The organism is Xanthomonas sp. NCPPB 2864 (genome assembly GCF_056675615.1).
Genome location: NZ_JBWWVS010000003.1, coordinates 231,649 through 255,262 on the forward strand (window position 1 = coordinate 231,649; position 23,614 = coordinate 255,262).

Below are 23,614 nucleotides of genomic sequence, written 5' to 3' on the forward strand. Positions count from 1 at the left end.
ATTGATCGCTTGCGTGACGCTGCGACGATGGTCGATCGCCTTGACGTCCCCCTGTCCTGCATGTGTCCGCTTCAGGGTAGAAGCGCAAGTCATTCCATTCCAATGAAGCATTTTGCGGGAGCTATCTCGCGTTGGAATGCTGCAGTGCAGCGGTAGCGTCTGCCCGGTCACAGTTGCGGTGTGCGTGGCCTGTACCGCGGACCAAGGTTGCCTGGTCGGCGCGACGGAACGGGGTCTCGGCCTAGCGCGCGTTGGCAGATAATCGGGGCAAGGCCGGAAAGGCGCGCTGCACGCAGTCGTTGCGTTCGCAGGTCAGGCAGCCGGGGCCGATCGGCACCGCATCGTCCACCGCGTCCAGGTCCCAGCCGCGCGCATACACCAGTTGATCGGCATGGCGCAGGTCGCAGCCCATCGCTAACGCGAAGGTCTTGCGCGGGCGGCCGTAGCCGGGCGCGCCGCTGCTGACCTGGCGCGCCAGCCAGAAGTAGCGCCGGCCATCGGGCATGCGCGCGATCTGGGTCAGGATGCGGTCGGGCTGGTTGAAGGCCTCGTAGACGATCCACAGCGGGCAGGCGCCGCCGACATGCGAGAAGTGGAAATCGGTGGCCGAGTGGCGCTTGGACACGTTGCCGGCACGATCGACCCGCATGAAGAAGATCGGCAGCCCGGCGGCACCGCGCCGCTGCAAGGTGCTGAGGCGGTGGCAGACCGCCTCGAAGCCGACGCCGAAGCGATCGGCCAGCCATTCGATGTCGTAGCGCGAGCGCTGGGCGCTGCGCAGGAATTGGCCATACGGCATCACCAGTGCGCCGGCGAAATAGTTCGACAGCCCGATCCGTGACAACGCGATACGCTCGGCATCTTCGAAGCCGGCATCGGCGATGCGTGCGTCGAGCAAGGGCGCGCATTCCAGCAAGGCCAGTTGCGCGGCCATCTGGAAGGCCTGCTGGCCAGGGCGCAGATGCGCGGGCAGCCACAGCACGCGCGCCTGCGTATCCACACTGCGCTTGTCGCTGTGCAGATCGGGCGCGTCCTGCACCAGCAGGCCGTGGCGATCGGCCAGGCGTTGGCGCAGCCGCAGCGGCAGGTTGTCCGAGGTCAGGCCGAGTTCGGCATACAGCGCCTCGGCGCGCTCATCCAGTTCCGGCAGATAGTTGTGCGCGCGGTTGAAGTAATCGCGCACCTGCTCGCCCGGCGACAGCGAGGGCAGTGCGGCGTGGTCGGCGCCGATCTGTATTTCCAGTGCGGCGGTGCGCTCGAGCAGGTGCTGGTGGGCGCGGTGCAGGTCCAGCAGGGCCTGGGCCACCTGCGGCAGGTTGCCGGTGAGCACGCGCAGTTCGGCGGCCGAGAGGCTGTGGCCCAGGCTGCGCAGCGATTCGTCCAGCGGCTCGACCAGCGCGGCCGGGTCGTCCAGGTCGAGCAGGCCGTCCAGATCGCCCAGGGTGGCCTTGAGCCGCTGCTGGATTGCCAGGGTCAGGGGGCGCTGGTTGCGCTCGATCTGGTTGAGATAACTCGGCGACAGCCCGAGCCGGCGCGCCAGCTCCGCCTGGGTCAGGCCGTGGCGCTGGCGCAGCCGCTGCAGGCGCAGGCCGAGCTGGTGGCGGAGCGGGAGGGACGACTGCGGCATTCGCAAGATTCGCAAAATAGTGGCGGCAGCTTAGCGCGATTAAGCAGTCTCGGGCTGGGAATGCCAGGTCGCGGTGCGAACAATGCGAAGTATCCGTAGCGACCTTCTGCGAGCGACCCTGCAATGAGTGATTCCGTCCCGCGCGTTTCCCTGTTGATCGACGGCCAGTTGGTCACCTCCGCCAGCATCCACTGGCAGGACGTGGTCAACCCGGCCGATCAGTCGGTGCTGGCACAGGTGCCGTTCGCCACCACCGGCGAAGTGGCCGCGGCGGTGGCGGCGGCCAGCCAGGCCTTCGTGAGCTGGCGCAAGACCCCGATCGGCACGCGTGCGCGCATCTTCCTCAAATACCAGCAGCTGATCCGCGAGCACATGCCCGAGCTGGCCGCGCTGCTCAGCGCCGAGCAGGGCAAGACCCTGGCCGATGCCGAAGGCGATGTGTTCCGCGGGCTGGAAGTGGTGGAACACGCCGCGGCGATCGGCAACCTGCAGCTGGGCGAGCTGGCCAACAACGTCGCCAACGGCGTGGACACCTATAGCCTGCTGCAGCCGTTGGGCGTGTGCGCGGGCATCACCCCGTTCAACTTTCCGGCGATGATTCCGTTGTGGATGTTTCCGATGGCCATCGCCACCGGCAACACCTTCGTGCTCAAGCCATCCGAGCAGGACCCGATGGTGACCATGCGGCTGGTGGAACTGGCGCTGGAGGCGGGCATTCCCAAGGGCGTGCTCAATGTCGTGCACGGCGGCGAAGACGTGGTCAACGCGTTGTGCGACCACCCGGACATCAAGGCGCTGTCGTTTGTCGGCTCGACCAGGGTCGGCACGCACGTCTATCGGCGCGCCTCGCTGGCAGGCAAGCGCGTGCAATGCATGATGGGTGCGAAAAACCATGCCGTGGTGCTGCCGGACGCCAATCAGGAGCAGACGCTCAATGCGATGGTCGGCGCCGCCTTCGGTGCGGCCGGCCAGCGCTGCATGGCGGCGTCCACGCTGGTGCTGGTGGGCGAGGCGCGGCAATGGATTCCGGCGCTGGTGGCCAAGGCCAGGGGCCTGACCCTGGGCGCGGGCAATGCGCCGGGCACCGAGGTCGGGCCGCTGATCTCCTGCGCGGCGCGCGAGCGCGTGGAAGGCTTGATCGCCTCCGGCGTCGAGCAGGGCGCCACACTGGAACTGGATGGGCGCGCGCCCAGCGTGCCGGGCTTCGAGCAGGGCAACTTTGTCGGCCCGACGATCTTCTCCGGCGTGCGGCCGGGCATGCGCATCTACGACGAGGAAATCTTCGGCCCGGTGCTGGTGATCCTGGAGGCGGCCACGCTGGACGAGGCCATCGCCCTGGTCAATGCCAACCCCAATGGCAATGGCACCGCCTTGTTCACCCAGTCCGGTGCGGCGGCGCGGCGTTTTCAGGAAGACATCGACGTGGGCCAGGTCGGCATCAACGTGCCGATCCCGGTGCCGGTGCCGCTGTTCTCGTTCACCGGATCGCGTGCCTCCAAGCTCGGCGACCTGGGCCCGTACGGCAAGCAGGTGGTGATGTTCTACACCCAGACCAAGACCGTGACCGCGCGCTGGTTCGACGACGAAACGCTGGGCCACGGCGTCAACACCACCATCTCCCTCAAGTGACCTGATCGCCATGAATGCAGCCATCCAGCTACACGCCAATACGGCCGATTTGAATGACGAGCAGGAAGCCTTCCGCGCTGCCGCGCGCGACTTTGCCGACAAGGAACTCGCACCGCACGCCGCGCACTGGGATGCGGAAAGCCACTTCCCGCGCGAGGCGATCGCCAAGGCGGCCGAGCTGGGGTTCTGCGGGCTGTACACCGATGAGGGCGTGGGCGGCCTGGGCATGCGCCGGCTGGATGCCGCGGTGGTGTTCGAGGAACTGGCCACGGTCGATCCATCCACCTCGGCGTTCATCAGCATCCACAACATGGCCACCTGGTTGATCGCCAGTTACGGCAACGACGCGGTACGCGCGCAGTGGGGCGAGGCGATGACCAGCGGCGCCAAGCTGGGTTCGTACTGCCTCACCGAGCCGGGTGCCGGCTCGGACGCGGCCTCGCTCAAGACGCGTGCACAGCGCGATGGCGACAGCTACCTGCTCAACGGCAGCAAGGCCTTCATTTCCGGCGCGGGCGCCACCGATGTGCTGGTGGTGATGGCGCGCACCGGCGACGACGGCGCGCGCGGCATCAGCGCCTTCGTGGTGCCCGCCGATGCGCCCGGCATCAGCTACGGCCGCAAGGAAGAGAAAATGGGCTGGAACAGCCAGCCCACCCGCGGGGTGAGCTTCGAGAACGTGCGCATTCCGGCCGGCAATCTGCTGGGCAAGGAAGGCGAAGGTTTCAAGATGGCGATGAAGGCGCTGGACGGCGGCCGCATCAATATCGCCGCCTGTTCGTTGGGAGCGGCGCAAGGCGCGCTGGATGCCGCCCGCCGCTACATGGGCGAGCGCCGTCAGTTCGGCAAGAAGCTGGCCGATTTCCAGGCGCTGCGATTCAAACTGGCCGACATGGCCACGCAACTGGTGGCCGCGCGGCAGATGGTGCACACCGCTGCGCGCAAGCTCGATGCCGGCAGCCACGATGCCACCGTGTGGTGCGCGATGGCCAAGCGCTTCGCCACCGACGCCGGCTTTGCGATCTGCGACGATGCCTTGCAGATCCACGGCGGCTACGGCTATATCCGCGAGTATCCGATCGAGCGCCTGCTGCGCGACAGCCGCGTGCACCGCATCCTGGAAGGCACCAACGAGGTGATGCGCATGATCATTGCGCGCCACCTGCTCAACGGCGAGGAGGAATTGCGATGAGCGATTGGGCAACACGCACGCATACCGGTTTACATGTCGAACGCGACGGCCATGTCGCCATCGTCACCCTGCGCAATCCGCCGGCCAACACCTGGACCGTGCACAGTCTTGCAGCCTTGCGCGATCTGGTCCGCGCGCTGGATGCGGACCGCAGCATCTACGCGCTGGTGATCACTGGCGAAGGCGAGAAGTTCTTCAGTGCCGGCGCCGATCTCAAGCAGTTTGCCGATGGCGACAAGGCTGCTGCACGGGAAGCCGCGCGCCGCTTCGGCGAAGCTTTCGAAGCCTTGAGCGCGTTTCGCGGCGTGTCGATCGCCGCCATCAACGGCTATGCGATGGGCGGTGGCCTGGAGTGCGCGCTGGCCTGCGACCTGCGCATTGCCGAGCAGCACGCGCAGCTGGCCTTGCCGGAAGCCAGCGTCGGCTTGTTGCCGTGCGCCGGCGGCACCCAGAACCTGCCGCGCCTGGTCGGCGAGGGCTGGGCCAAGCGCATGATCCTGCTCGGCGAGCGTCTGGATGCCGCCACCGCGCACCGCATCGGCCTGGTGGAAGAGGTGGTGGGCACGGGCGAGTCGCGCGCCCTGGCCATTGCCTGGGCACAGCGCGCCGGCAAGCAGAGTCCGGCCAGCGTTGCGGCGTGCAAGCGCCTGGTGCAGTCCACCCGCCACGGCACGCATGCCGCCGCGCTGGTGGCAGAGCGCGAAGCCTTCGTCGACCTGTTCGAGCAGGCGGATCAGGCCGAGGGAGTGGCGGCCTTTCTCGAGAAGCGCGCACCGCAGTGGAGCAATGGCTGATGCTGGATGTGAGCCTCCCCGAAGAAGCCCCGGTGCTGTTCGAACAACGCGATTGCGCCGACGGGCATCGCATCGGTATCGCCACCTTGAATGCGCCCAGGACGCTCAACGGCCTGTCCCTGCAGATGACGCGCCTGCTGGATGCACAGTTGCGCATCTGGGCCGACGATACGCAGATTGCCTGCGTGGTGCTGCGTGGCGCAGGCGAGAAGGCGTTGTGCGCGGGTGGCGATCTGCATGGTCTGTACCAGAGCATGCGCGCGCATCGCGAGGCGGTGCCGGATGCGCAGCAACGTCGCGCGCAACCGCAGGGCAATGCGCACGCCGCTGCGTTCTTCGAAGAGGAATATCGGCTCGACCATCGCATCCACACCTACCCGAAGCCGCTGCTGTGCTGGGGCCACGGCATCGTCATGGGCGGCGGCATCGGCCTGATGTCCGGTGCCAGCCATCGCGTGGTCACCGAGCGCTCGCGGCTGGCGATGCCGGAGATCAGTGTCGGCCTGTTTCCCGACGTGGGTGGCAGCTGGTTGTTGCGCCGCGTGCCGCACGGCGCCGGATTGTTCCTGGCACTGACCGGCGCGCCGCTGGACGCCAGCGATGCCATTTATGCCGGGCTTGCGGATGTGCGCCTGGAGCATGCGCAATATGCGGCAGTGCTGGACGCCCTGGACGCGCATGCCTGGACAGGCGATGCCGATGAGGATCGCGCCCAGCTCGGCGCATTCCTGCACGGGATTGCGCAACCGCTGGAGCCGGGCCCGCTGCAGGTGCATGCGGCGCTGATCGCGCAATTGGTGGCAGGCCAGACGCTGCAGGAGGTAGTCGCCGCAATCCTGGCACTGCAAAGCGAAGATGCCTGGCTGCAGGCCGCGCGTGCAACGCTGGCCGCCGGCGCCCCCGGCTCGGCGCGCCTGGCCTGGGAGCTGCAACGTCACCCGGGCACCGGCACGCTGGCAGACACCTTTCGCACCGAGTACGTGGTGGCGCTGCATGCCGCCGCGCATGGCGACTTCGCCGAAGGCATTCGCGCGCTGTTGATCGACAAGGACCGCACGCCGCAGTGGCAGCCTGCCGCGCTCGAACAGGCCGATGCGCAATGGGCGGCGGCATTCCTGCAATCGCCCTGGCCGCCTGCACGGCATCCACTTGCCGATCTTGGTGCAGGTTGAGTCGCTGACACGCCGCTGCGAACGGTCTTGGCGGATGCGGACAATGAGCCGCATCCGCAGTGCAGGGCCGAGGAACGCCACTGCATCCGTTTGCCGCACTGCGCTGCGGCCGGGCACACCATTCAACGGCCGCGCCAGTCGGTGATGGCCGCCCAACCCTGGAAGACCACACCATGAGCAAGATCGCTTTTATCGGCCTGGGCAATATGGGCGGGCCGATGGCCGCCAACCTGAGCAAGGCCGGGCACCAGCTGCGGGTGTTCGATCTGGTGCCCGCTGCGCTGGATGCGGCAGTCGCTGCCGGCGCGCATGCCGCCAGCTCCGCACACGACACCCTGGCCGACGCCGAGATCGTGATCTCGATGCTGCCGGCCAGCCGCCATGTCGAAGCGCTGTACCTGGGCGAGGCCGGGATTCTGGCGCAGATTCCCGAAGGTGCCCTGGTAATCGACTGCAGCACCATCGCACCCGCCAGCGCACGCAAGCTCGCCGCCGAGGCGCAGGCGCGTGGCCTGGCGGTGCTGGATGCGCCGGTCTCCGGCGGGACGGCGGGTGCGGCGGCAGGCAGCCTGACGTTTATCGTCGGCGGCGCCGCGCAGGTATTGGAGCGCGCGCGGCCGGTGTTGCAGGCAATGGGCAAGAACATCTTCCACGTTGGCGACAACGGCGCCGGCCAGGTCGCCAAACTGTGCAACAACATGGCGCTGGGCGTGATCATGGCCGCCACCGGCGAGGCGCTGGCGCTCGGCGTTGCGCAGGGGCTGGACCCGGCGGTGCTGTCGCAGATGATGGCGGTCAGCACCGGACGCAGCTGGGCCACCGAAGTGTGCAATCCGTGGCCGGGCGTGTTGCCCAGCGCGCCGGCATCGCGCGGTTACAGCGGCGGCTTCGGCAACGATCTGATGCTCAAGGACCTGGGGCTGGTCGCCGAATCCGCAGTGCAGGCAGGCGTGTCGATTCCGCTCGGCGAGCTGGCGCGCAATCTGTACGCGATGAACAGCCAGGCCGGCAACGGTGCGCTGGATTTCTCCAGCGTGATCAAGCTGGTGGCCAAGGTTTGAGAGCGGCGAGCAAAAGTGTCTACGCCCACCGTCAAGTAGGTGCGGCTGGAGTGGTGATTCGTCTCTGTCTGGAGAGTTGATCGAACTAGGGGTGTCGGCTGTAGAGCGGATGATCTGCGGCTTGGCTGCGAGGTCCTTGCCCGCCCACCATCGCAGGACACGCCGCAAGTACGTCCTTGTAGGCTCTTACGCGGCATCCTTGCCGCGTAAGGTCCCGCGACGGTGGGCGGGCAAGGACCAGTCGAGTTGATCGGTGTGCATGGTGTTCAACAAAACAGCCGCAGCCGGTGCAGTGTCCTCGCCGCGCCCTCTACGCTGTGAGTTTGCTGCAGGCCCTTGCCCGCCCACCATCGCAGGACACGCCACAAGTACATCCTTGTAGGCTCTTACGCGGCATCCATGCCGCGTAAGGTCCCGCGACGGTGGGCGGGCAAGGACCAGTCACGATGGTCGGTACGCACGGTTGTAAGCAGGGGCAGGCGGTGCATGCAGCGCATGCAGCGCAGCCGTCCGACGAGGTGCGGTCTGATCGGCTTCTTTCTATCGAGCAACGTCACTGCCAATACGACATCACTCCACCCGCTAACGACAGCGCGGGTGGCCGACGCGTTGTCGCTATCGCTGCGGCGTTCGAGAGGTTCTGTTGGCCGCTCCAAGTCGCTACCCGCCCTGGGCAAAGGTGCAGCGCCGCGCTCGCGTGATGTGATGTCATCACGCCCGGGTGTAATAGTCTCCGCCATCGCGTGCGCCTAAGGTGCGCGCATTGCACGAGGCCACCGCATCCATGGGACACGACCACAACCACGCACCCAGCGACATCCGCCACGAGACACCGTTGTGGTGGGCGCTGGGACTGACCGCCACGTTCCTGCTGGCGGAAGTCATAGGTGCGTTCATCACCAACAGCCTGGCGCTACTGTCTGACGCCGCACATATGGCCACCGACACCGTCGGCCTGATGATCGCCCTGCTTGCCGTGCGCCTGAGCCGTCGTCCTGCCGATGCGCGCCGCACCTATGGCTATGTGCGGCTGGAAGCGCTCGGCGCGCTGGCAAACGGCGCGCTGTTGTTCGCAGTCGGCGCCTACATTCTCTGGGAGGCCGCGCAGCGCTTCCGCGCACCGCAGGATATTTCCTCCAGCGGCATGCTGCTGATCGCCGGCTTCGGCCTGGTGATCAATCTGATCGCCATGAAGTTGCTGCACGCCGGCAGCGGCGAGAGCCTGAACGTCAAGGGGGCCTATCTGGAGGTCTGGAGCGACATGCTTGGCTCGGTGGCGGTGATCATCGGCGCGTTGCTGATCCGCTGGACCGGTTGGCAGTGGATCGACCCGGTGCTGGCCGTGCTGATCGGCCTGTGGGTGCTGCCGCGCACCTGGGTGCTGCTGCGCGAGGCGATCAACGTGCTGCTGGAAGGCGTGCCCAAAGGCATCGATCTGCCGCAGGTGCAGCAGGCGCTGACCAGCTACCCCGGCGTCGAAGACGTGCACGACCTGCATGTCTGGGCACTGGCCTCCAGCACGCCCGCACTCACCGCACACGTGGTGGTCAGCGAAACCACCGACCGCGACCGCCTGCGCGACGCCCTCGCCGAGCTGCTGCACGCGCGTTTCGAGATCACCCACGTCACCTTGCAGGTGGAGAGCGGCGACTGCGGCACCGAGCCGTGTGGTGCGGTGCCGGCCGCGCAAGGCGCCGCGCATGACGATCACCGTGGTCACGCGCACTCGCACGGCGGCCACGCGCACTGACGCGGACCACGCCGCCAGTGGGCTTGTTCCCCGACTGGCGGCGGCATGGCGTTGCCTGGAGCAGGACCCAGTCAGGCCAGCCTGTCCGATCGAGGAAAGAGCCGTCCTGCTTCCTCGCTGCCGCCCAGGTCGTATGATCGAGCCGGGGAAGACTGCGAGGCCGGCGGCGCGATGGCGGTACAGATCGAACAACGCAACGAACGCATCGCCGCGCTGATCGCCGAGGCGGGCGCGGCAGCATCGGCCGGGCAATGGCAACAGGCCGAGCAATTGTGGACACAGGTGCGCCAGTTGGCGCCGACGCACCCGCAGGCTTTGTACAGCCTGGGCGTGCACGCCTACCAGCGCGGCGATGCAACGGCGGCGCTGGAATACCTGGCAGGCGCACGCGCAAGCAGCCCGGGCGATCCGATGATCGTGCTGACCATTGCGGTGGTGAAGCAGGCGCAAGGCGATGTGGATGGCGAATGGCAGGCCATCAGCGCGGCGCTGGCGCTGGATGCGTACTTCCTGCCCGGGCTGCTGGCAAAAGCCGCATTCCTGCAGGCACGCGGCCGTCCGCGCGCCGCCGCTAGTGTCTATCGCGATGCGCTGAAGGTCGCGCCGCCGGAGCCGCAATGGCCTGCGGTGTTGCGTCGCAAGCTGGCCCTGGCCACGCAGGCGGTGGAGCAGGACACGCTTGAGCTGGAAGCGCAATTGCGCGCCGTCCTGGACGCTCCTGGCATCGCCGTGGACGCCGCACTCGCAGGACGCTGGGCGGAAGCGGCCGCGATCGCATGCGGGCGCAGTCGCCCGTTCCATTCCCAATCCAACCGCTTGTACATCCCGCGATTGCCAGCCCTGCCGTTTCACCCGCCGGACGCGTTTCCCTGGATCGCTGCAGTACAGCGTCACACCGCGGCGATCGCGCAGGAACTGCGCGCCGTCATGCACGAAGACAAGGGCGGCTTTGCGCCGTACATCGCCTACGCGCCGGATCAGCCGGTCAATCAGTGGAAAGACCTCAACCATTCGCCAGCATGGAGTTCCTATCCGCTGTGGGCACATGGACAGCCGGTGGATGAACATCTGCGGCAGTGCCCGGCAACCGCCGCTGCGTTGGCATTGGTCGATGCGGCGCAGATCGACGGCGTGTGCCCGAACGCGATGTTTTCGGTGCTTGCGCCGCAGACGGTCATTCCGCCGCACCACGGCGAGACCAACGCACGTCTGGTAGCGCATCTTCCGTTGATCGTGCCGGAGGGCTGCAGCTTCCGGGTCGGTTACGACTGGCGGCAGTGGGAGGTCGGCAAGGTGCTGGTGTTCGACGACTCGATCGAGCATGAGGCACGCAACACGAGCGCGCAGCTGCGTGCGGTGCTGATCTTCGATGTCTGGAACCCGCTGCTGAGCCAGGAGGAGCGGCAGATGGTCAATGCCATGGAGACGGTGATTGCGCACCACCGTGCGGGGTGAGGTGGTGCCGGTAGTCGGCCGGTTCAGTCCGCAGGCATGATGCCGAACCGGGCAAGTGTGTCGCGCAGCGGAGCGAGCTGGGTCGCGTAGGGTTTCCAGCGTCCGGACGCATCGCCATGCAGGGGTTGGCGCACCTGCCAGTAGCTGGCTGTTTTGACGGCTCCAGGCGCCTTGTGGAAATCCAGGCAATCCGGTTCCCAGGGCAACTGCAAAAAGTCCAGCAGTGCGCGCAGGCTGGGCTCCGGCGCGGCGACAAAGGCGTCGTAGTCGAACGTGTGGATGCTGTCCGGATACAGCGACAGCCAATGCGCCATCAGTCGCTGGTAGGCGGCATAGAAATGCCCGATGTCCTCCAGCCGGCCCGCATAGTCAAAGCGTTGCGGATTGAGCTGCTGCATGAAGATCGACAGCCCGTTGTCCAGCGGGTGACGACGTGTGTGCACGATCCTGGCCGCCGGAAACAGCTGTTTGATCAGCCCGATCAGCAGAAAGTTGTCGGGGCGCTTGTCGGTGATGAAGCGCAGTTGCGCATGCCGGGGAACGGCCGCAGCCACGCGTTGACGATAGGCCGCGGCCAGCTGCGCCAGCGTGTGCGAGGACAGATGCTGCGCGGCTTGCGGGAATGGCGACAGCGACTGTGCAACCAGTCGCGGCAACGCATCCAGTTCGCCCCCTGCGGCGATGCACGAGTGGCGCGACAAGGCCTGTTCGATCAAGGTGGAGCCGGAGCGGAACATGCCGCAGATAAACAGTGCCGGCACCGCGTCGCCGACAGCATCCATGGGTGGTGGCTGGCGCGCGTCGCTTGCATCGGCAAATACCGCAGCGATGCTGTCGAACTGCTGCTGTGTGCGGATCGGGTCATAGCGCCGCGCATGTGCATGGCCATGCCGGTTGGCGGCACTGGCCGCAGCGAATGCTTGGCTGTGCAGGCCGAGGCGGTCGTAGGCATGGGCCAGTGCATGCAGCAGCGTGGCCGTCAACGCAGGATCCTGTCCCGCGACCGAGCCTGCCTGCGCAAGTGCAAGCAGGCGTGTGTCCTGCGCATGCGTGGGAGGATCCAGGTGCAGCAGGCGTGCGGTGGCTTGCAGCTGCAGCGCCCGTGTCTGGGCATCGACAGAAGGACTGGCGAGCAGCCGGCGATAGGCGGCGACCGCCTGGTCGCGTGCGCCCAGCTCTTCCTGCAGGTTGCCCAGATTGAGCAAGGCCGGGGCGTAGTCCGGCCGGCACTGCAGTGCCAGATCAAGTTCCTTCAGCGCTGCCGCCTCCTGATGTAGATGGTCGCTCAGCAACGCGGCGCGATTGAGATGGATTTGCTCCGGCAGCGCGGCACCGTGCTGCAATGCCTGCGCATAAGCGTCCAGTGCGGCGGATGCCTCGCCGGTCTGGCGCAGCAGATATCCCAGGTTGTACCAGGCATCGGCGCAGCGGGGCTGCGCCTGCAGGATGCGGCGATAGGCGGCGATCGCCTGCGCCAGATGGCCTTGTTGCAGTAAGCGTGCGGCGTGCTGCAAGGACGGGTCCAAGGCGTTTTCCAGGCATTCTTGCAGCGGGTGGGAGAGCTGCAGCTTAGGCGGCGCCAGCGGTGCGTTCAATCGCCCCGCGGCCGGACGGTGATGAGCGGTCTTTCCTGCGTTCGCCGCTTGCCTTGTATGCTCTGCTGCAATCGACGAGTGAAGATGCGCGCATGCACAAGCGAGTGGTGTTGGGGCTGACGGTGTTGAGCTGCGCCTGGGCGGCATCGGCGCAGGACGTGCCGACGCATCGCTGTGCCGCAGTACTCGATCCCTTGCCGCGGCTGGCCTGCTATGACGCCAGCTTCCCGCCAACGCAGGCGGTGCGGGCGGCGGAGGCGGACAGGGCAGTCAGGGCATTCGGCCGCAGCAGCCAACAGGCCTCGGCAGCGACAGGCGCGCAGCAGTCAGCGCCTGCGCAACTCACCGCAAAGGTGCTTGCAGTGGCGTATCAGCCAGACGGTACGCGCATCGTGTCGCTGGACAGTCGCCAGCGTTGGGCGCTGACGGAAGCGACCAGCCGCGGGCCGCTGGCCGACGGCGAGATCGTGGTGATCCGCAAGGCCGCAATGGGAAGCTACATGCTGGTGACCGCTGCCGGTGTGGCACTACGTGCCCGCCGCATCGACTAGCCAGGCCACCGACGGCATCGCAACAGACAGAAGAGAATGGATGACTGAGAGACCGCTACGCGCCCTGTTGCACAACGGGTATCAACTGCTGCGTCAGGGACGTTATGCCGAGGCAGCTGTGTTCGCCGACCGCGCCTGCGCAGAGCAGCCAGGCAATGCGCATCTGCTGGAGCTTGCCAGCGAAGCCCGGTTGGCCAACGGCGATCCGCAGGCCGCAGCCGACCGCATCGCACAGGCTGCGGCGGTTACAACGTCACCGCTCCCGCTATTGATCAAACACGCCAGTTTGCTGCTGCAGCTGCGTCGCCGCCGCGAGGCCCGGCTCGTCGCCGGCCAGGCACAGGCGCTGGCCGCCGCCGACGGCGCTGCATGGTGGCGGATCGGCGCGCTGTACAGCGGCTGCCACGAGGTGGCGGCCGCCCGTGATGCGTACCGGCATGCGATGACATTGCTGGGAGAACAGCCCGGCTTGCTGTACGACCTCGCCACCATGCAGTTCTTTGGCGGTGAATTCGATGCGGCTGAGCGCACCCTGGAGCGGCTATTGCAACTGGCACCCGGCACGGGAGATGCCTTGTACCTGCGCGCCACGCTCCGGCGCCAGACCGGGCAGCACAACCACCTGGACGATCTGCGTCACCGCTTGACCACGCTGTCGGAACCGTCCGCCCGAGCGGCCGGCCTATACGCCCTGAGCAAGGAGCTGGAGGACCTGGGCCAGCATGCGGAGTCGTTCGAGACATTGACCGCCGCAGCGGCCTGCAAGCGCAAGACTCTGCAGTACGACGTTGCTGCCGAGTGTGCGCATATTGCCCAGGTGCGCGACGCATACATCCCGGCTGCCTTGAGCGCACTGCAGCCCGGTCATGCGGGCGAGGGAGCGATCTTCATCGTCGGTTTGCCACGCTCCGGCACCACCTTGCTGGAGCGCCTGCTGATCCAGCGCGGCGGTGCACGCTCGGCCGGGGAGCTGATGGATTTCGGTGTGCTGCTCGGCAGTGCGACCTCCGGCGTACTGTCGACCAATCCCGAACTGACCGCCGCCCAGGCATCGCTGCAGATCGATTTCGCGGCGCTTGGGCAGGAGTATCTGCGCGGCGCCCGTGAGCTAGTGCACGACCATCCGGTGTTCATCGACAAGATGCCGGTCAATTACCTGTATTGCGGCATGATTGCTGCCGCGCTGCCACGCGCGCGCATCATCCATCTGGTGCGCGATCCGCTGGACACCTGTTATGCGATGTACAAGACCTTGTTCTACAACGCCTATCCGTTCTCGTACGCGCTCGATGAGCTCGCGGATTACTACCTGGCCTACCAACAGACCATGCGGCACTGGCATGCGGTGCTGCCCGGCGCCATTTTCGACGTGCACTACGAAGAGTTGGTGCGCGACACCGACCAGCAGATCACGCGGGTGCTGAGCTGGTGCGGGCTGGCGCGCAGCGACACCATCGCCGAACTGGAGCATGTGCCGTTCGTGACCGCGAGCGCGGCGCAGGTGCGCGGCGATGTCCACCAACGCTCGGTGCATAGCTCTCGCCGGCATCTGGACGGACTGCTGCCGTTGTTGAGGCGACTTCAGGCAGCTGGCGTGATCGTGCCCGGCACCGAAGTGGTGTAGCGATTGGCGCTGGCCGATCCACCGGTCCAATCCTTCGAGTGAGCGCGCCGCCGGCTCGCGAGCCACGAGCGAACACACGTGGCGGCATCGAGCCCTACATCAGACACCGGCGGCAAAGGGCCACTTTTGCCTGACTTCCGCACTGTTTTGGGGATTCGTCGCACCGATTCGGAGCATTTCTGAATGGCGCTTTAATTCTCCTCAACGTGGTCTTAACATCGGGTTGGCAACGTTTTTTCGGGCGCTCTTTCGTCCGGCCGTTCGCCAGTGTGGAAGCGCAGTTTGATGCGCTTGCCAACAACGTCGCAGCACGTGCCGGCATTGCCTCAGATGCCGATGCAGTGCGTCGCGCTCACCCGTTCGAACTTCTCGGAGAGAGAGATGAGATTGAAGACCACCAAGCTGCGCGACGCCATCCGGGTATCGCTCACGGTTGGCGCTGCCGCATTTGCCCTGTCGGGAACCGTGATCGCGCAGGAGCAGCCCTCGACGGAACTCAAGAGCCTGGACGCGATCAGTGTCACCGGTACGCGCATCAAGAGCCAGACGATGACTGCCTCCAGTCCGGTGGCAGAGATCAACAAGGAGGAATTCCAGTACACCGGCTCGACCAAGGTCGAAGATCTGATCAACCAGTACCCGCAGCTCTCGGCGAGCTTCGACAACTTCGCCAACAATGGCTCGCAGGGGTATGCGACCGTCGATCTGCGTGGATTGGGCGCGCAGCGCACCTTGACCCTGGTCAACGGCAGGCGCATTCCCAAAGGCATCGGCGAGAGTCCGGACATCAGCATCATTCCGGCAGCGCTGGTGCGCCGCGTGGACATCCTGACCGGCGGCGCCTCGGCGGTGTACGGCTCCGATGCCGTCGCCGGCGTGGTCAATTTCGTGCTCGACGACGAGTTCGAAGGTGTCAGTGTCGACATGGGCTACAACGCCTACCAGCACGACAACGGCAACACCTTGATGCGCGGTCTGATGGACGACGCCGGTTACGATTATCCGACTGGAAACTCCGGTTTCGACGGCATCTCCCGCAATGTAGACCTGGCCATCGGCGGCAGCTTCGGCGAAGCGGGGCATGCCACCGCATGGGCCACCTGGCGCGAGAACGATCCACTGCTGCAAGGCCAGCGCGATTACTCCGCATGCGCATTGAGCAACCGCGGCACCGCCTGCGGCGGCTCTGCCACCGCAGATCCGGCCAACTTCTACGTCGTCGCTCCGTCGGCTGGCGCGTTCTACGTGCAGCCCTCAGCCGGCGGCACCTGGTCGCAGGTCGCATCCCCGAATCTCTACAACTTCGCGCCGTTGAATTACTACCAGCGTCCGGATACGCGCTACACGGCCGGCACCAACATCAAGTACGAGGTCAACGAGCACTTCAAGCCCTATCTCGAAACCCTGTTCGTCAACCGCAAGAGTTCGACCCAGATCGCGCCGTCGGGCGCGTTTTTCACCGACCTCAACGTCAACTGCGCCACCTCGGTGATCGGTAGCCTGTGCAACGATGTGGGCATCACCGACGACGAGTTCACCGTCTACGTGGCCAAGCGCAACGTCGAAGGCGGCCCGCGCATCACCGACTCGGATACCAACAGTTTCAGCATCACCACCGGCGCCCAGGGCGACATCAACGACAACTGGTCGTACGACGCCTCGTTCACCTACAACCGCAGCACCACCAAGTCGGAAAACAGGAACGACTTCGTGACCACGCGCGTCCGCGATGCACTACTGGGCTGCCAGCCTGGTTCGTTCGATGGCTGCGTGCCCTACAGCGTGTGGACCGACAGTGTCACCGCAGCAGAGGCAGAGGCATTGCAGGGCGTGGGTATCGTCAACTACGAAACCTCGATGCGCGTGTTCAACGCCTATGTGACCGGCAATTTCGGCTACAGCCTGCCGTGGGCCGGCGATAACCCGATCAGTCTGGTCGGTGGTGTCGAGACCCGCAACGAGACCTTCAAGCGGGTGGCCGACAGCAACATGCAGACCGGCAACTTCACCGGCCTGGGTGGCCCGACCTCCAATGTGTCCGGCGACATCGGCGTCAAGGAACTGTTCCTCGAAGGCGCGGTGCCGCTGGTGGCGCAGGCCGGTAGCCTGGATCACCTCGACATGCAGCTTGGCTATCGCTATTCGGACTACGACACCTCCGGTGGCGTGAGTACCTACAAGGCCGGTCTGGGTGCAACATTCGTCGATGGTAAGTACCACCTGCGCGCCGGCTGGAACCGTGCGATCCGCGCTCCGAACGTGACCGAGCTGTATAACGAAAATACGATCGGGCTATGGAGCGGTAGCGACCCGTGCGCCGGTGCCAATCCGGTCTTCACCCAGGCCCAGTGCGCCAACACCGGTGTGACTGCGGCGCAATACGGCCGCGTTGCAGCCAACCCGGCCGGCCAGTACAACGAGATCGGCGGCGGCAATACGACATTGCAGCCGGAAACGGCCAATACCTGGACCGTCGGTTTTGCCGCCAGCCCGATCAAGGGGCTCGATCTGAGCGTGGATTACTACGACATCAAGATCGACGACGCGATCCGCAGCATCGGCTCTTCCAACATCCTTACCGCATGCGGCGTGACCGGTAATGCGGATATCTGCAGCCGCGTGCGCCGCAATGCCACCACGGGCGATCTGTTCCGCGGTAGCGACCCGGACGTGTCCGGTCTGATCCTCAATTCCCAGGATAATTTTGGTTCGCTGCATTTCCAGGGCGTGGATCTGACCGCATCGTATGCCTGGAGCGTCGGCGCCGGGCGCCTGACCGCCTCGATGATGGGCAGCTACGCCATCAAGCAGGAGTACGAGCCGGTTCCGGGTGTGCAGGAAGTGACCTACGACTGCGCGGGCGTGGTCAACGTGGCCTGCAACAGTGCCGAATGGCGGCATGTGCTGAGCACGCGCTACAGCTTCGATCGCTACACCGTCGGGCTGCGCTGGCGCTATATCGGTGAGCTGGATTACCAGAACACCGACGGCACCCGTGGCACAACCGACGTACGCCTGGTGAACCAGGGCAACAAGGTGTCGGCATACAACTACTTCGACCTGTCCGGTTCGATGCAGTTGGGCGATTACGTCACCTGGACCTTGGGCATCAACAACATCGCCGACAAGGAGCCGCCGCTGGTGGGCGGCAGCCTGACCTTCAACGGCAACTCGCTCGCCGGTTACGACCAGGCGGGTCGTTACTTCTTCACCAGTGTGGGTCTGCGTTTCTGAGGCACGTTGCAAGCTGGTAAAAACAACGGCGAGCCTCGGCTCGCCGTTGTTGTTTGTTGCCTGCGACCGCGTGTGTCGATGGCTTGCCGCGCTGCAACCTGCAGATCACCCCAGTCGCCGATCGCCCCCCGCTTGCGTGTCTGATCGACGTCGAAGACAGCGTCGACGGCTCACGCCACCGGTTCACGCAGCAACGGCGACCGCCAGCCCGGGCGCGGTGCGAAACGCTCGCCATAGCGCGCCTGCAGTGCCTGCAGACGTGCCAGCAAGGCGTCGGCGCCGACACTGCGGATGTGCTGGATCGGGCCGCCGCGGAACGGGGCAAAGCCGGTGCCGAAGATCACGCCGGCGTCGAGCAGGTCCGCATCGGCCACCACGCCGTCGTGCAGGCAGGCGACCGCTTCGTTGAGCAGCGGCAGGATCAGGCGATCTTCCAGGTCTGCCGGCGCCTCGTAGCCGCTGGCGACCTCGGGCTTGACCGCGCGCCCGTTCTCCCACTTGTACAGGCCCTGGCCGTCCTTCTTGCCGCGCTTGCCCGGCTCTACAGTGGCCAGCGCCGCCGGAATCGGCAGGTGCAGGAACGGTGCGAGCTCCGCGCCCACGCCGGCGGCAACGTCCAGCCCCACCGTGTCGATCAGTTCGATCGGCCCCATCGGCATGCCGAACTTCACCGCGGTCTTGTCCAGCACCGGGCCCGGTACGCCTTCGGCATAGGCGGTGGCCGCTTCGAGCAGGTACGGGAACAGCACGCGATTGACCAGGAAGCCCGGCGTGCCGGCCACCGGTACCGGGAACTTGTCCAGCGCCTTGCAGAATGCCGCCAGGCGCGCGACGTTGGCCGGATCCAGCCCGTCGTGCTGCACGATTTCCACCAGCGGCATCATCGATACCGGATTGAAGTAGTGCAGGCCGGCAAACTGCGACGGGCGCTGGATATGCCCGCGGAGCTCGGTCAACGGAATCGACGAGGTGTTGGTGGTCAGCAAGGCATCGGGCTTGAGCTGCGGCTCGATGGACTGATACAGCTCGCGCTTGGCCTGCGGGTTCTCGATGATCGCTTCGATCACCAGGTCCGCCTGCGCCACGCCCGCGCCGGCCAGGTCGCCACGCAGGCGCGCCGCCACCGCCGGCCGCTTGGCCTCGTCCTTGACGCGCTTGGCGAACAACTCGCCGCCGCGGCCCAGCGCCGTATCGATGAAGCGCTGCTCGCGATCCTGCAGCGTCACCTCGAAGCCCTTGTACGCCGCCCAGGCCGCGATATCGCCGCCCATCACGCCGGCGCCGACCACATGCACATGGCGGATCGGAGCCAGCGCCTCAGCGCCGGCATCCTTGCCGCCCAGTGCCTTCAGGCGCTCGGTGAGAAAGAAGATGCGGATCAGGTTGCGTGCGGTCGGCGTGCTGGCGAGCTTGACCACCGCCTTGCGCTCGGCCGCCAGGCGCGCCTGGATGCCGCTGCCGCCGGCCCGTTCCCACACGTTGATCAGGGCGTAGGGCGCCGGGTAATGCTCCTTGCGCGCCTTGCGTGCGACCTGCTTGCGCATCTGTGGCGCCAGCAGCTTGCGCGCGAGCAAGGTATTGGTGGCCCACGCGGTGGCGCGCTGCTTGAACGGGCGTTTGCTGCCGGTGAGCGCCAGCGCGGCCGCGACATCGACCAGCACTGCGGGCGCGGCGACCTTGTCGACCAGGCCCATCGCGCGTGCGGCCTTGGCCGCGACGGTGCGGCCGGTCAGCATCAGGTCCATCGCCGCCGGCGCGCCGATCAGGCGCGGCAAGCGGGCGCTGCCGCCCCAGCCGGGGAAGATGCCGAGCTTGGTTTCCGGCAGGCCGATGCGCGTGCCGATATCGTCGGAGGCCACGCGATACCGGCAGGCCAGCGCAATCTCGGTGCCGCCGCCCATGCAGAAGCCATGGATCGCCGCCACCGTGGGGCAGGGCAGTTCGGCCAGCTTCTGGAAGACGCTCTGGCCGCGATGGATCGCATCGTTGACGGTGCCCTTGCGGTCGAACTCCTGGAATTCCTTCAGGTCGGCGCCGGCGATGAAGCCGTTGGGCTTGCCCGAGCGCAGCACCACGCCCTTGGGCGGGTCCAGCGCCAGACGTTCGACCAGCGCGCCCAGCTCGAGCAGCACCTCCTGCGAAAACGCGTTGACCGGTGCGCCCTGGCGATCAAGGCTGAGCACGACCACGCCGTCCTCGCGCAGGTCGGCCTGCCAATGGCTGAATCGGAGCCCGTCGAAACCTGGAAGCATGCGTCTGGCCGTCCGGAGATATAAGGAAAGGTCGTTATCATCCAGAGGTTGTTTCCTTCACGTCAAATACCCATACCTGTCGGCAGGGCGGCGCGCGCCTCGTGCGAGGCGTCGCCAGTGGCGCATCGGTGCAGCTAGTCTGATGCGTGACGATCGTCCGGGTCGGTATGAACTTTTCTTTTCATTGGTTGTCTCATTGCCCGACTTCGGTGGGCTGACAGGAGTGCGGCCCGACATGGCCGAAGTCGATATACCTCAGGAGCTGGACCTGGAACTGGTCCGGCGTGTGCAGCGCGGCGAGAGCGCAGCGTTCGATGTGCTGGTGCGCAAATACCAGCACCGCATCGTTGCGTTGATCGGGCGCTACATCGCCGACTGGAGCGAGTGCCAGGACGTGGCCCAGGATACGTTTGTGCGCGCCTACCGCGCGATCAACAGTTTCCGTGGCGACTCCCAGTTCTATACCTGGTTGCACCGCATTGCCGTCAACACTGCCAAGAACCATCTGGTTGCGCACAACCGCCGCCCGCCCACCGACGATATCGAGATCAGCGATGCCGAACAGTTCGATGGTGCCACCCGCCTGCGCGATACCGACACTCCGGAGCGCGAATTGATGCGACAGGAGCTGGAACAAACGGTGATGCGTGCGGTCCAAGCCCTGCCGGAAGAACTTCGGTCGGCCATCACCCTGCGCGAGGTGGAGGGGCTGAGCTACGACGAAATCGCGCGAAAGATGGATTGCCCGATCGGAACGGTGCGCTCGCGCATCTTCCGGGCGCGCGAGGCCATCGACATCGAGCTGCGGCCTCTGTTGGAGACCGAAAGCGCCACCCGTGAGCGACACCGTGTATGAGCCATAACCCTGCCATGTCCACCACCGACAAGTTCGAGCGTCACTACCGTCAGCAGCTGTCTGCGCTGGTGGATGGCGAATTGAGCGCCGACGAGTCGCGCTTCCTGCTGCGCCGCCTGGCCCACGACGAGGAACTGGCCGGCTGCCACGAGCGTTGGCAGCTATGTGGCGATGTGCTGCGCGGTGCGGCCAGCGCGCCGGCACCGCTGGATTTTGCCGCGCGCGTGCGCAGTGCCATTGCCGATGAGCCGGTGCCGCAGGCGCAGCCATCCACGCGTCCGGTCACGCGCTGGCGCTGGGGGGGGGGCGCAGCGATCGCGGCATCGGTCGCTGCAATCGCCCTGTTCATGGCGCGCGAGCGCCTGCCCGAGACCGTACCGCCGGCCGAGCAGGTCCCGGTGTTCGCCACGACAGCGCAGCTGCCGGCGGCCACGCAGGCCCCCACCACGCCTGCAGCGCCGAAGGCTCCGGCCGAGCCCGGTCCGGTCGCTCCCGATGAGGTGGCCGCGCTGGCCGCAGCGGTGCCGGCCGCCGCGCTGGCATCCACGCGCCGTGGCGCGGCCACACGCAACCAGCAGGTCGCCCGCAGCGTCGCTTCGCGTCAGCAGCAGGTGCCGACCCGCATGCTGGCGTCCGCTGCTCCTGCTGCGACGACGGCTACGGCCGGTGCGGTGTCGCCATCGAATCCGTTCACGCATCCGGATACCACCTTGCAGGCACGCCCATGGCCGCGCGCGGCGCTGTCCGGTGCCGGTGAAAGTCCGCTCAATGCCAGCTTCCGCCAAGGCGGACAGGGCACCGCGTTCTATCCGTTCGAGCCTGCGCCGCAGGGTGTTGCCAGCCCCGCGCCCAACCGGCCGCTGCCGGTGCAGCCGCCGCAGGATTGATGCCGCCGCCGATCTTCATCCGTTCGGCGCCCTCCCTCCCGTTATCGTGCCGGACCCCTGCAGTGGCAGGGGCTTTGGCCCCTGTCGCCCTGCCATCGGAGGCAACCTGATGAACCATCGCATTCGCACCCAGATGTTCGGCCTGATCGCCATGACCCTGCCGCTGGCCGCCTGCGCGCAGCAGTCCGCGCCCACGGCCAAGGATGTTGCCCCGATTGCCGCCAACCGCAGCGCCACCCCGGCTCCGCAGCTGGTGGCCGGCTTGCCGGACTTCACCAATCTGGTCGAGCAGGTCGGCCCGGGTGTGGTCAATATCGAAACCACCATCACTCGCAAGGACGCCATGGCGCGCCAGCGGCGCGGTGGGCAGGACGGCGGCGCGATGCCCGGCGACGAGCAGATGCCGGATTTCTTCCGCCGCTTCTTCGGGCCGGATTTCCAGATGCCGGGCGGGCCGCGGCAGGGGCCGGGCCAGGGCGGCGATGACGATGGCGGCATCGCCGGCAAGTCGATGGGCTCGGGCTTCATCATTTCGGCCGACGGCTATGTGCTGACCAACCACCATGTGGTCGATGGCGCCAGCGAGGTCACCGTCAAGCTGACCGACCGCCGCGAGTTCAAGGCCAAGGTGGTCGGCAGCGACGAGCAGTTCGACGTGGCGCTGCTCAAGATCGAGGCCAAGGGCCTGCCGACGGTGCGCCTGGGCGATTCCAACACGCTCAAGCCGGGCCAGTGGGTGGTGGCGATCGGCTCGCCGTTCGGCCTGGACCACTCGGTCACCGCCGGCATCGTCAGTGCCACCGGGCGCAGTACTGGTGGGCAGGAACAGCGCTATGTACCGTTCATCCAGACCGATGTGGCGATCAACCAGGGCAACTCCGGCGGCCCGCTGCTCAACACGCGCGGCGAGGTTGTAGGCATCAATTCGCAGATCTTCTCCGCGTCGGGCGGCTACATGGGCATTAGCTTCGCGATCCCGATCGACCTGGCCTTCAGTGCTGCCGAGCAGATCAAGGCTACCGGCCACGTGAGTCGCGGGATGCTGGGCGTGCAGGTTGGTGCGATCGACTCGCTGAAGGCGCAGGGCCTGGGCCTGCCGGATACGCGCGGCGCGCTGGTCAACGACATTCCGCCCGGCAGCCCGGCGGGAAAGGCCGGGGTCGAAGTCGGCGATGTGATCACCGCGGTCAACGGCAAGCCGATCGATGTGGCCAGCGACCTGCCGCCGATGATCGGGCTGATGATGCCGGGTACCAAGGTCAAACTCGACGTCCTGCGCGATGGCAAGCAGCGTCAAGTGTCGGTCGTCCTGGCGCCGTTGCAGCAGGATGGTGGCGACAACGCTTCGCCGCGTACTGCAGCGGCCGACGCCAAGCCTGAAGCCCCGGCCAGTGTGGCGTTGCTGGGCTTGCAGGTGGTGGACCTGACCGCCGCCGAGCGGAGCCAGTTAGGCCTGGAAGCGGGCGAGGGCGTAAGGATTGCTGCGGTCACTGGGGCTGCGGCGCGCAGCACCCAGCCGCCGCTGTCGCCGGGCCTTGTCATTGCCCGTGTTGGCCGTACAAAGGTCGGTAGTGTTGCCGAGTTGAATCGCGCACTCAAGGCTTACAAAGCAGGTGATGTAATTATGCTGCTTGTGACAAATGGACAATCAACAAGCTACGTTGCCATCAAAACATTTACTGATTAATCAATCGGTTAGATAAGAAATAAGGTCGACCTTCGTCGACCTTATTTCTTGTGACCTCAGGCCGCGTAGACCCACCAACATCTCAGAGTTTTAGAGTCGCAGCAGTACATCTGGCCGCCACTAGCACTAACTTGTCACAAAACATCTGCATACGACTCAGAAAATCGATCTTGCATTTCCCGCGCGCTGTAATTTCCTTCGAGTTCGGACTTGAGATTAATCGTCGGCTCTTTCGTCTTTTGCTCGCC

At 66.2% G+C, this 23,614-nt stretch carries 16 protein-coding genes; 13 read left to right on the forward strand and 3 right to left on the reverse strand.

What is annotated here, in order from left to right; all coding sequences use genetic code 11:
- Positions 1-241: 241 nt before the first annotated feature.
- On the reverse strand, positions 242-1,627 hold the full coding sequence (locus AC1KVE_RS09310; protein ID WP_039520092.1) for a short-chain fatty acyl-CoA regulator family protein: 1,386 nt from the start codon (positions 1,625-1,627) through the stop codon (positions 242-244).
- A gap of 123 nt (positions 1,628-1,750) precedes the next feature.
- On the opposite strand from AC1KVE_RS09310, the gene AC1KVE_RS09315 reads away from it, so the two are divergent.
- The 7 genes from AC1KVE_RS09315 (at position 1,751) to AC1KVE_RS09345 (ending at position 10,680) form a co-directional block, all read left to right on the forward strand.
- On the forward strand, positions 1,751-3,256 hold the full coding sequence (locus AC1KVE_RS09315) for a CoA-acylating methylmalonate-semialdehyde dehydrogenase (protein WP_481092336.1): 1,506 nt from the start codon (positions 1,751-1,753) through the stop codon (positions 3,254-3,256).
- Positions 3,257-3,266: 10 nt separating this feature from the next.
- On the forward strand, positions 3,267-4,448 hold the full coding sequence (locus tag AC1KVE_RS09320; RefSeq protein WP_481092337.1) for an acyl-CoA dehydrogenase family protein: 1,182 nt from the start codon (positions 3,267-3,269) through the stop codon (positions 4,446-4,448).
- The gene (locus AC1KVE_RS09325) at positions 4,445-5,242 is read left to right on the forward strand and encodes an enoyl-CoA hydratase (protein ID WP_184551570.1); all 798 of its coding nucleotides are present in this window, start codon (positions 4,445-4,447) and stop codon (positions 5,240-5,242) included. Before AC1KVE_RS09320 ends, AC1KVE_RS09325 begins: the two co-directional genes overlap by 4 nt.
- Positions 5,227-6,414 carry an enoyl-CoA hydratase/isomerase family protein gene (locus AC1KVE_RS09330; RefSeq protein ID WP_481092338.1) on the forward strand — a complete coding sequence of 396 codons (1,188 nt, stop codon included), beginning with the start codon at positions 5,227-5,229 and terminating at the stop codon, positions 6,412-6,414. Before AC1KVE_RS09325 ends, AC1KVE_RS09330 begins: the two co-directional genes overlap by 16 nt.
- 158 nt (positions 6,415-6,572) lie before the next feature.
- The gene (mmsB, locus tag AC1KVE_RS09335) at positions 6,573-7,475 is read left to right on the forward strand and encodes a 3-hydroxyisobutyrate dehydrogenase (protein ID WP_184456463.1); all 903 of its coding nucleotides are present in this window, start codon (positions 6,573-6,575) and stop codon (positions 7,473-7,475) included.
- 784 nt (positions 7,476-8,259) lie between these two features.
- A complete protein-coding gene (locus AC1KVE_RS09340) occupies positions 8,260-9,225 on the forward strand; it encodes a cation diffusion facilitator family transporter (protein WP_102252403.1) in 966 nt (321 codons plus the stop codon).
- Between the two features lie 171 nt (positions 9,226-9,396).
- On the forward strand, positions 9,397-10,680 hold the full coding sequence (locus tag AC1KVE_RS09345; RefSeq protein WP_184455361.1) for an aspartyl/asparaginyl beta-hydroxylase domain-containing protein: 1,284 nt from the start codon (positions 9,397-9,399) through the stop codon (positions 10,678-10,680).
- Positions 10,681-10,703: 23 nt separating this feature from the next.
- Here the strand turns inward: AC1KVE_RS09345 and AC1KVE_RS09350 are convergent, their stop codons facing one another.
- Positions 10,704-12,206: a sulfotransferase family protein gene (locus AC1KVE_RS09350; protein ID WP_184455363.1), complete on the reverse strand. Its 1,503-nt coding sequence runs from the start codon at positions 12,204-12,206 to the stop codon at positions 10,704-10,706.
- Between the two features lie 161 nt (positions 12,207-12,367).
- Between AC1KVE_RS09350 and AC1KVE_RS09355 the strand changes: the two genes are divergently transcribed.
- The 3 genes from AC1KVE_RS09355 to AC1KVE_RS09365 all read left to right on the forward strand — a co-directional run bounded on the left by AC1KVE_RS09355 (position 12,368) and on the right by AC1KVE_RS09365 (position 17,684).
- A complete protein-coding gene (locus AC1KVE_RS09355; RefSeq protein WP_046345877.1) occupies positions 12,368-12,826 on the forward strand; it encodes a hypothetical protein in 459 nt (152 codons plus the stop codon).
- A gap of 40 nt (positions 12,827-12,866) precedes the next feature.
- On the forward strand, positions 12,867-14,450 hold the full coding sequence (locus AC1KVE_RS09360; protein WP_184455365.1) for a tetratricopeptide repeat-containing sulfotransferase family protein: 1,584 nt from the start codon (positions 12,867-12,869) through the stop codon (positions 14,448-14,450).
- Positions 14,451-14,831: 381 nt separating this feature from the next.
- Positions 14,832-17,684, forward strand: a complete 2,853-nt coding sequence (locus AC1KVE_RS09365) for a TonB-dependent receptor (RefSeq protein WP_184455366.1) — start codon at positions 14,832-14,834, stop codon at positions 17,682-17,684.
- A 170-nt stretch (positions 17,685-17,854) separates the two neighbouring features.
- On the opposite strand, the gene AC1KVE_RS09370 is transcribed toward AC1KVE_RS09365, so the two are convergent.
- On the reverse strand, positions 17,855-19,936 hold the full coding sequence (locus AC1KVE_RS09370) for a 3-hydroxyacyl-CoA dehydrogenase NAD-binding domain-containing protein (protein WP_184455368.1): 2,082 nt from the start codon (positions 19,934-19,936) through the stop codon (positions 17,855-17,857).
- A gap of 235 nt (positions 19,937-20,171) precedes the next feature.
- On the opposite strand from AC1KVE_RS09370, the gene rpoE reads away from it, so the two are divergent.
- The 3 genes from rpoE to AC1KVE_RS09385 all read left to right on the forward strand — a co-directional run bounded on the left by rpoE (position 20,172) and on the right by AC1KVE_RS09385 (position 23,366).
- The gene (gene rpoE, locus AC1KVE_RS09375; RefSeq protein WP_046342100.1) at positions 20,172-20,792 is read left to right on the forward strand and encodes an RNA polymerase sigma factor RpoE; all 621 of its coding nucleotides are present in this window, start codon (positions 20,172-20,174) and stop codon (positions 20,790-20,792) included.
- Positions 20,789-21,679 (forward strand): sigma-E factor negative regulatory protein, encoded by an 891-nt coding sequence (locus AC1KVE_RS09380; protein ID WP_481092339.1) that lies wholly within the window; start codon positions 20,789-20,791, stop codon positions 21,677-21,679. The genes rpoE and AC1KVE_RS09380 overlap by 4 nt, the downstream gene beginning before the upstream one ends.
- Before the next feature lie 109 nt (positions 21,680-21,788).
- The gene (locus AC1KVE_RS09385) at positions 21,789-23,366 is read left to right on the forward strand and encodes a DegQ family serine endoprotease (protein WP_184455372.1); all 1,578 of its coding nucleotides are present in this window, start codon (positions 21,789-21,791) and stop codon (positions 23,364-23,366) included.
- Positions 23,367-23,614 lie beyond the last annotated feature (248 nt).

Bases quoted from the DNA above. Each gene is read 5' to 3' on its own strand.
- AC1KVE_RS09310 (WP_039520092.1), bottom strand. From the start codon at position 1,627: ATGCCGCAGTCGTCCCTCCCGCTCCGCCACCAGCTCGGCCTGCGCCTG.
- AC1KVE_RS09315 (WP_481092336.1), top strand. From the start codon at position 1,751: ATGAGTGATTCCGTCCCGCGCGTTTCCCTGTTGATCGACGGCCAGTTG.
- AC1KVE_RS09320 (WP_481092337.1), top strand. From the start codon at position 3,267: ATGAATGCAGCCATCCAGCTACACGCCAATACGGCCGATTTGAATGAC.
- AC1KVE_RS09325 (WP_184551570.1), top strand. From the start codon at position 4,445: ATGAGCGATTGGGCAACACGCACGCATACCGGTTTACATGTCGAACGC.
- AC1KVE_RS09340 (WP_102252403.1), top strand. From the start codon at position 8,260: ATGGGACACGACCACAACCACGCACCCAGCGACATCCGCCACGAGACA.
- AC1KVE_RS09345 (WP_184455361.1), top strand. From the start codon at position 9,397: ATGGCGGTACAGATCGAACAACGCAACGAACGCATCGCCGCGCTGATC.
- AC1KVE_RS09355 (WP_046345877.1), top strand. From the start codon at position 12,368: ATGCACAAGCGAGTGGTGTTGGGGCTGACGGTGTTGAGCTGCGCCTGG.
- AC1KVE_RS09360 (WP_184455365.1), top strand. From the start codon at position 12,867: ATGACTGAGAGACCGCTACGCGCCCTGTTGCACAACGGGTATCAACTG.
- AC1KVE_RS09365 (WP_184455366.1), top strand. From the start codon at position 14,832: ATGAGATTGAAGACCACCAAGCTGCGCGACGCCATCCGGGTATCGCTC.
- AC1KVE_RS09370 (WP_184455368.1), bottom strand. From the start codon at position 19,936: ATGCTTCCAGGTTTCGACGGGCTCCGATTCAGCCATTGGCAGGCCGAC.
- rpoE (WP_046342100.1), top strand. From the start codon at position 20,172: ATGGCCGAAGTCGATATACCTCAGGAGCTGGACCTGGAACTGGTCCGG.
- AC1KVE_RS09380 (WP_481092339.1), top strand. From the start codon at position 20,789: ATGAGCCATAACCCTGCCATGTCCACCACCGACAAGTTCGAGCGTCAC.
- AC1KVE_RS09385 (WP_184455372.1), top strand. From the start codon at position 21,789: ATGAACCATCGCATTCGCACCCAGATGTTCGGCCTGATCGCCATGACC.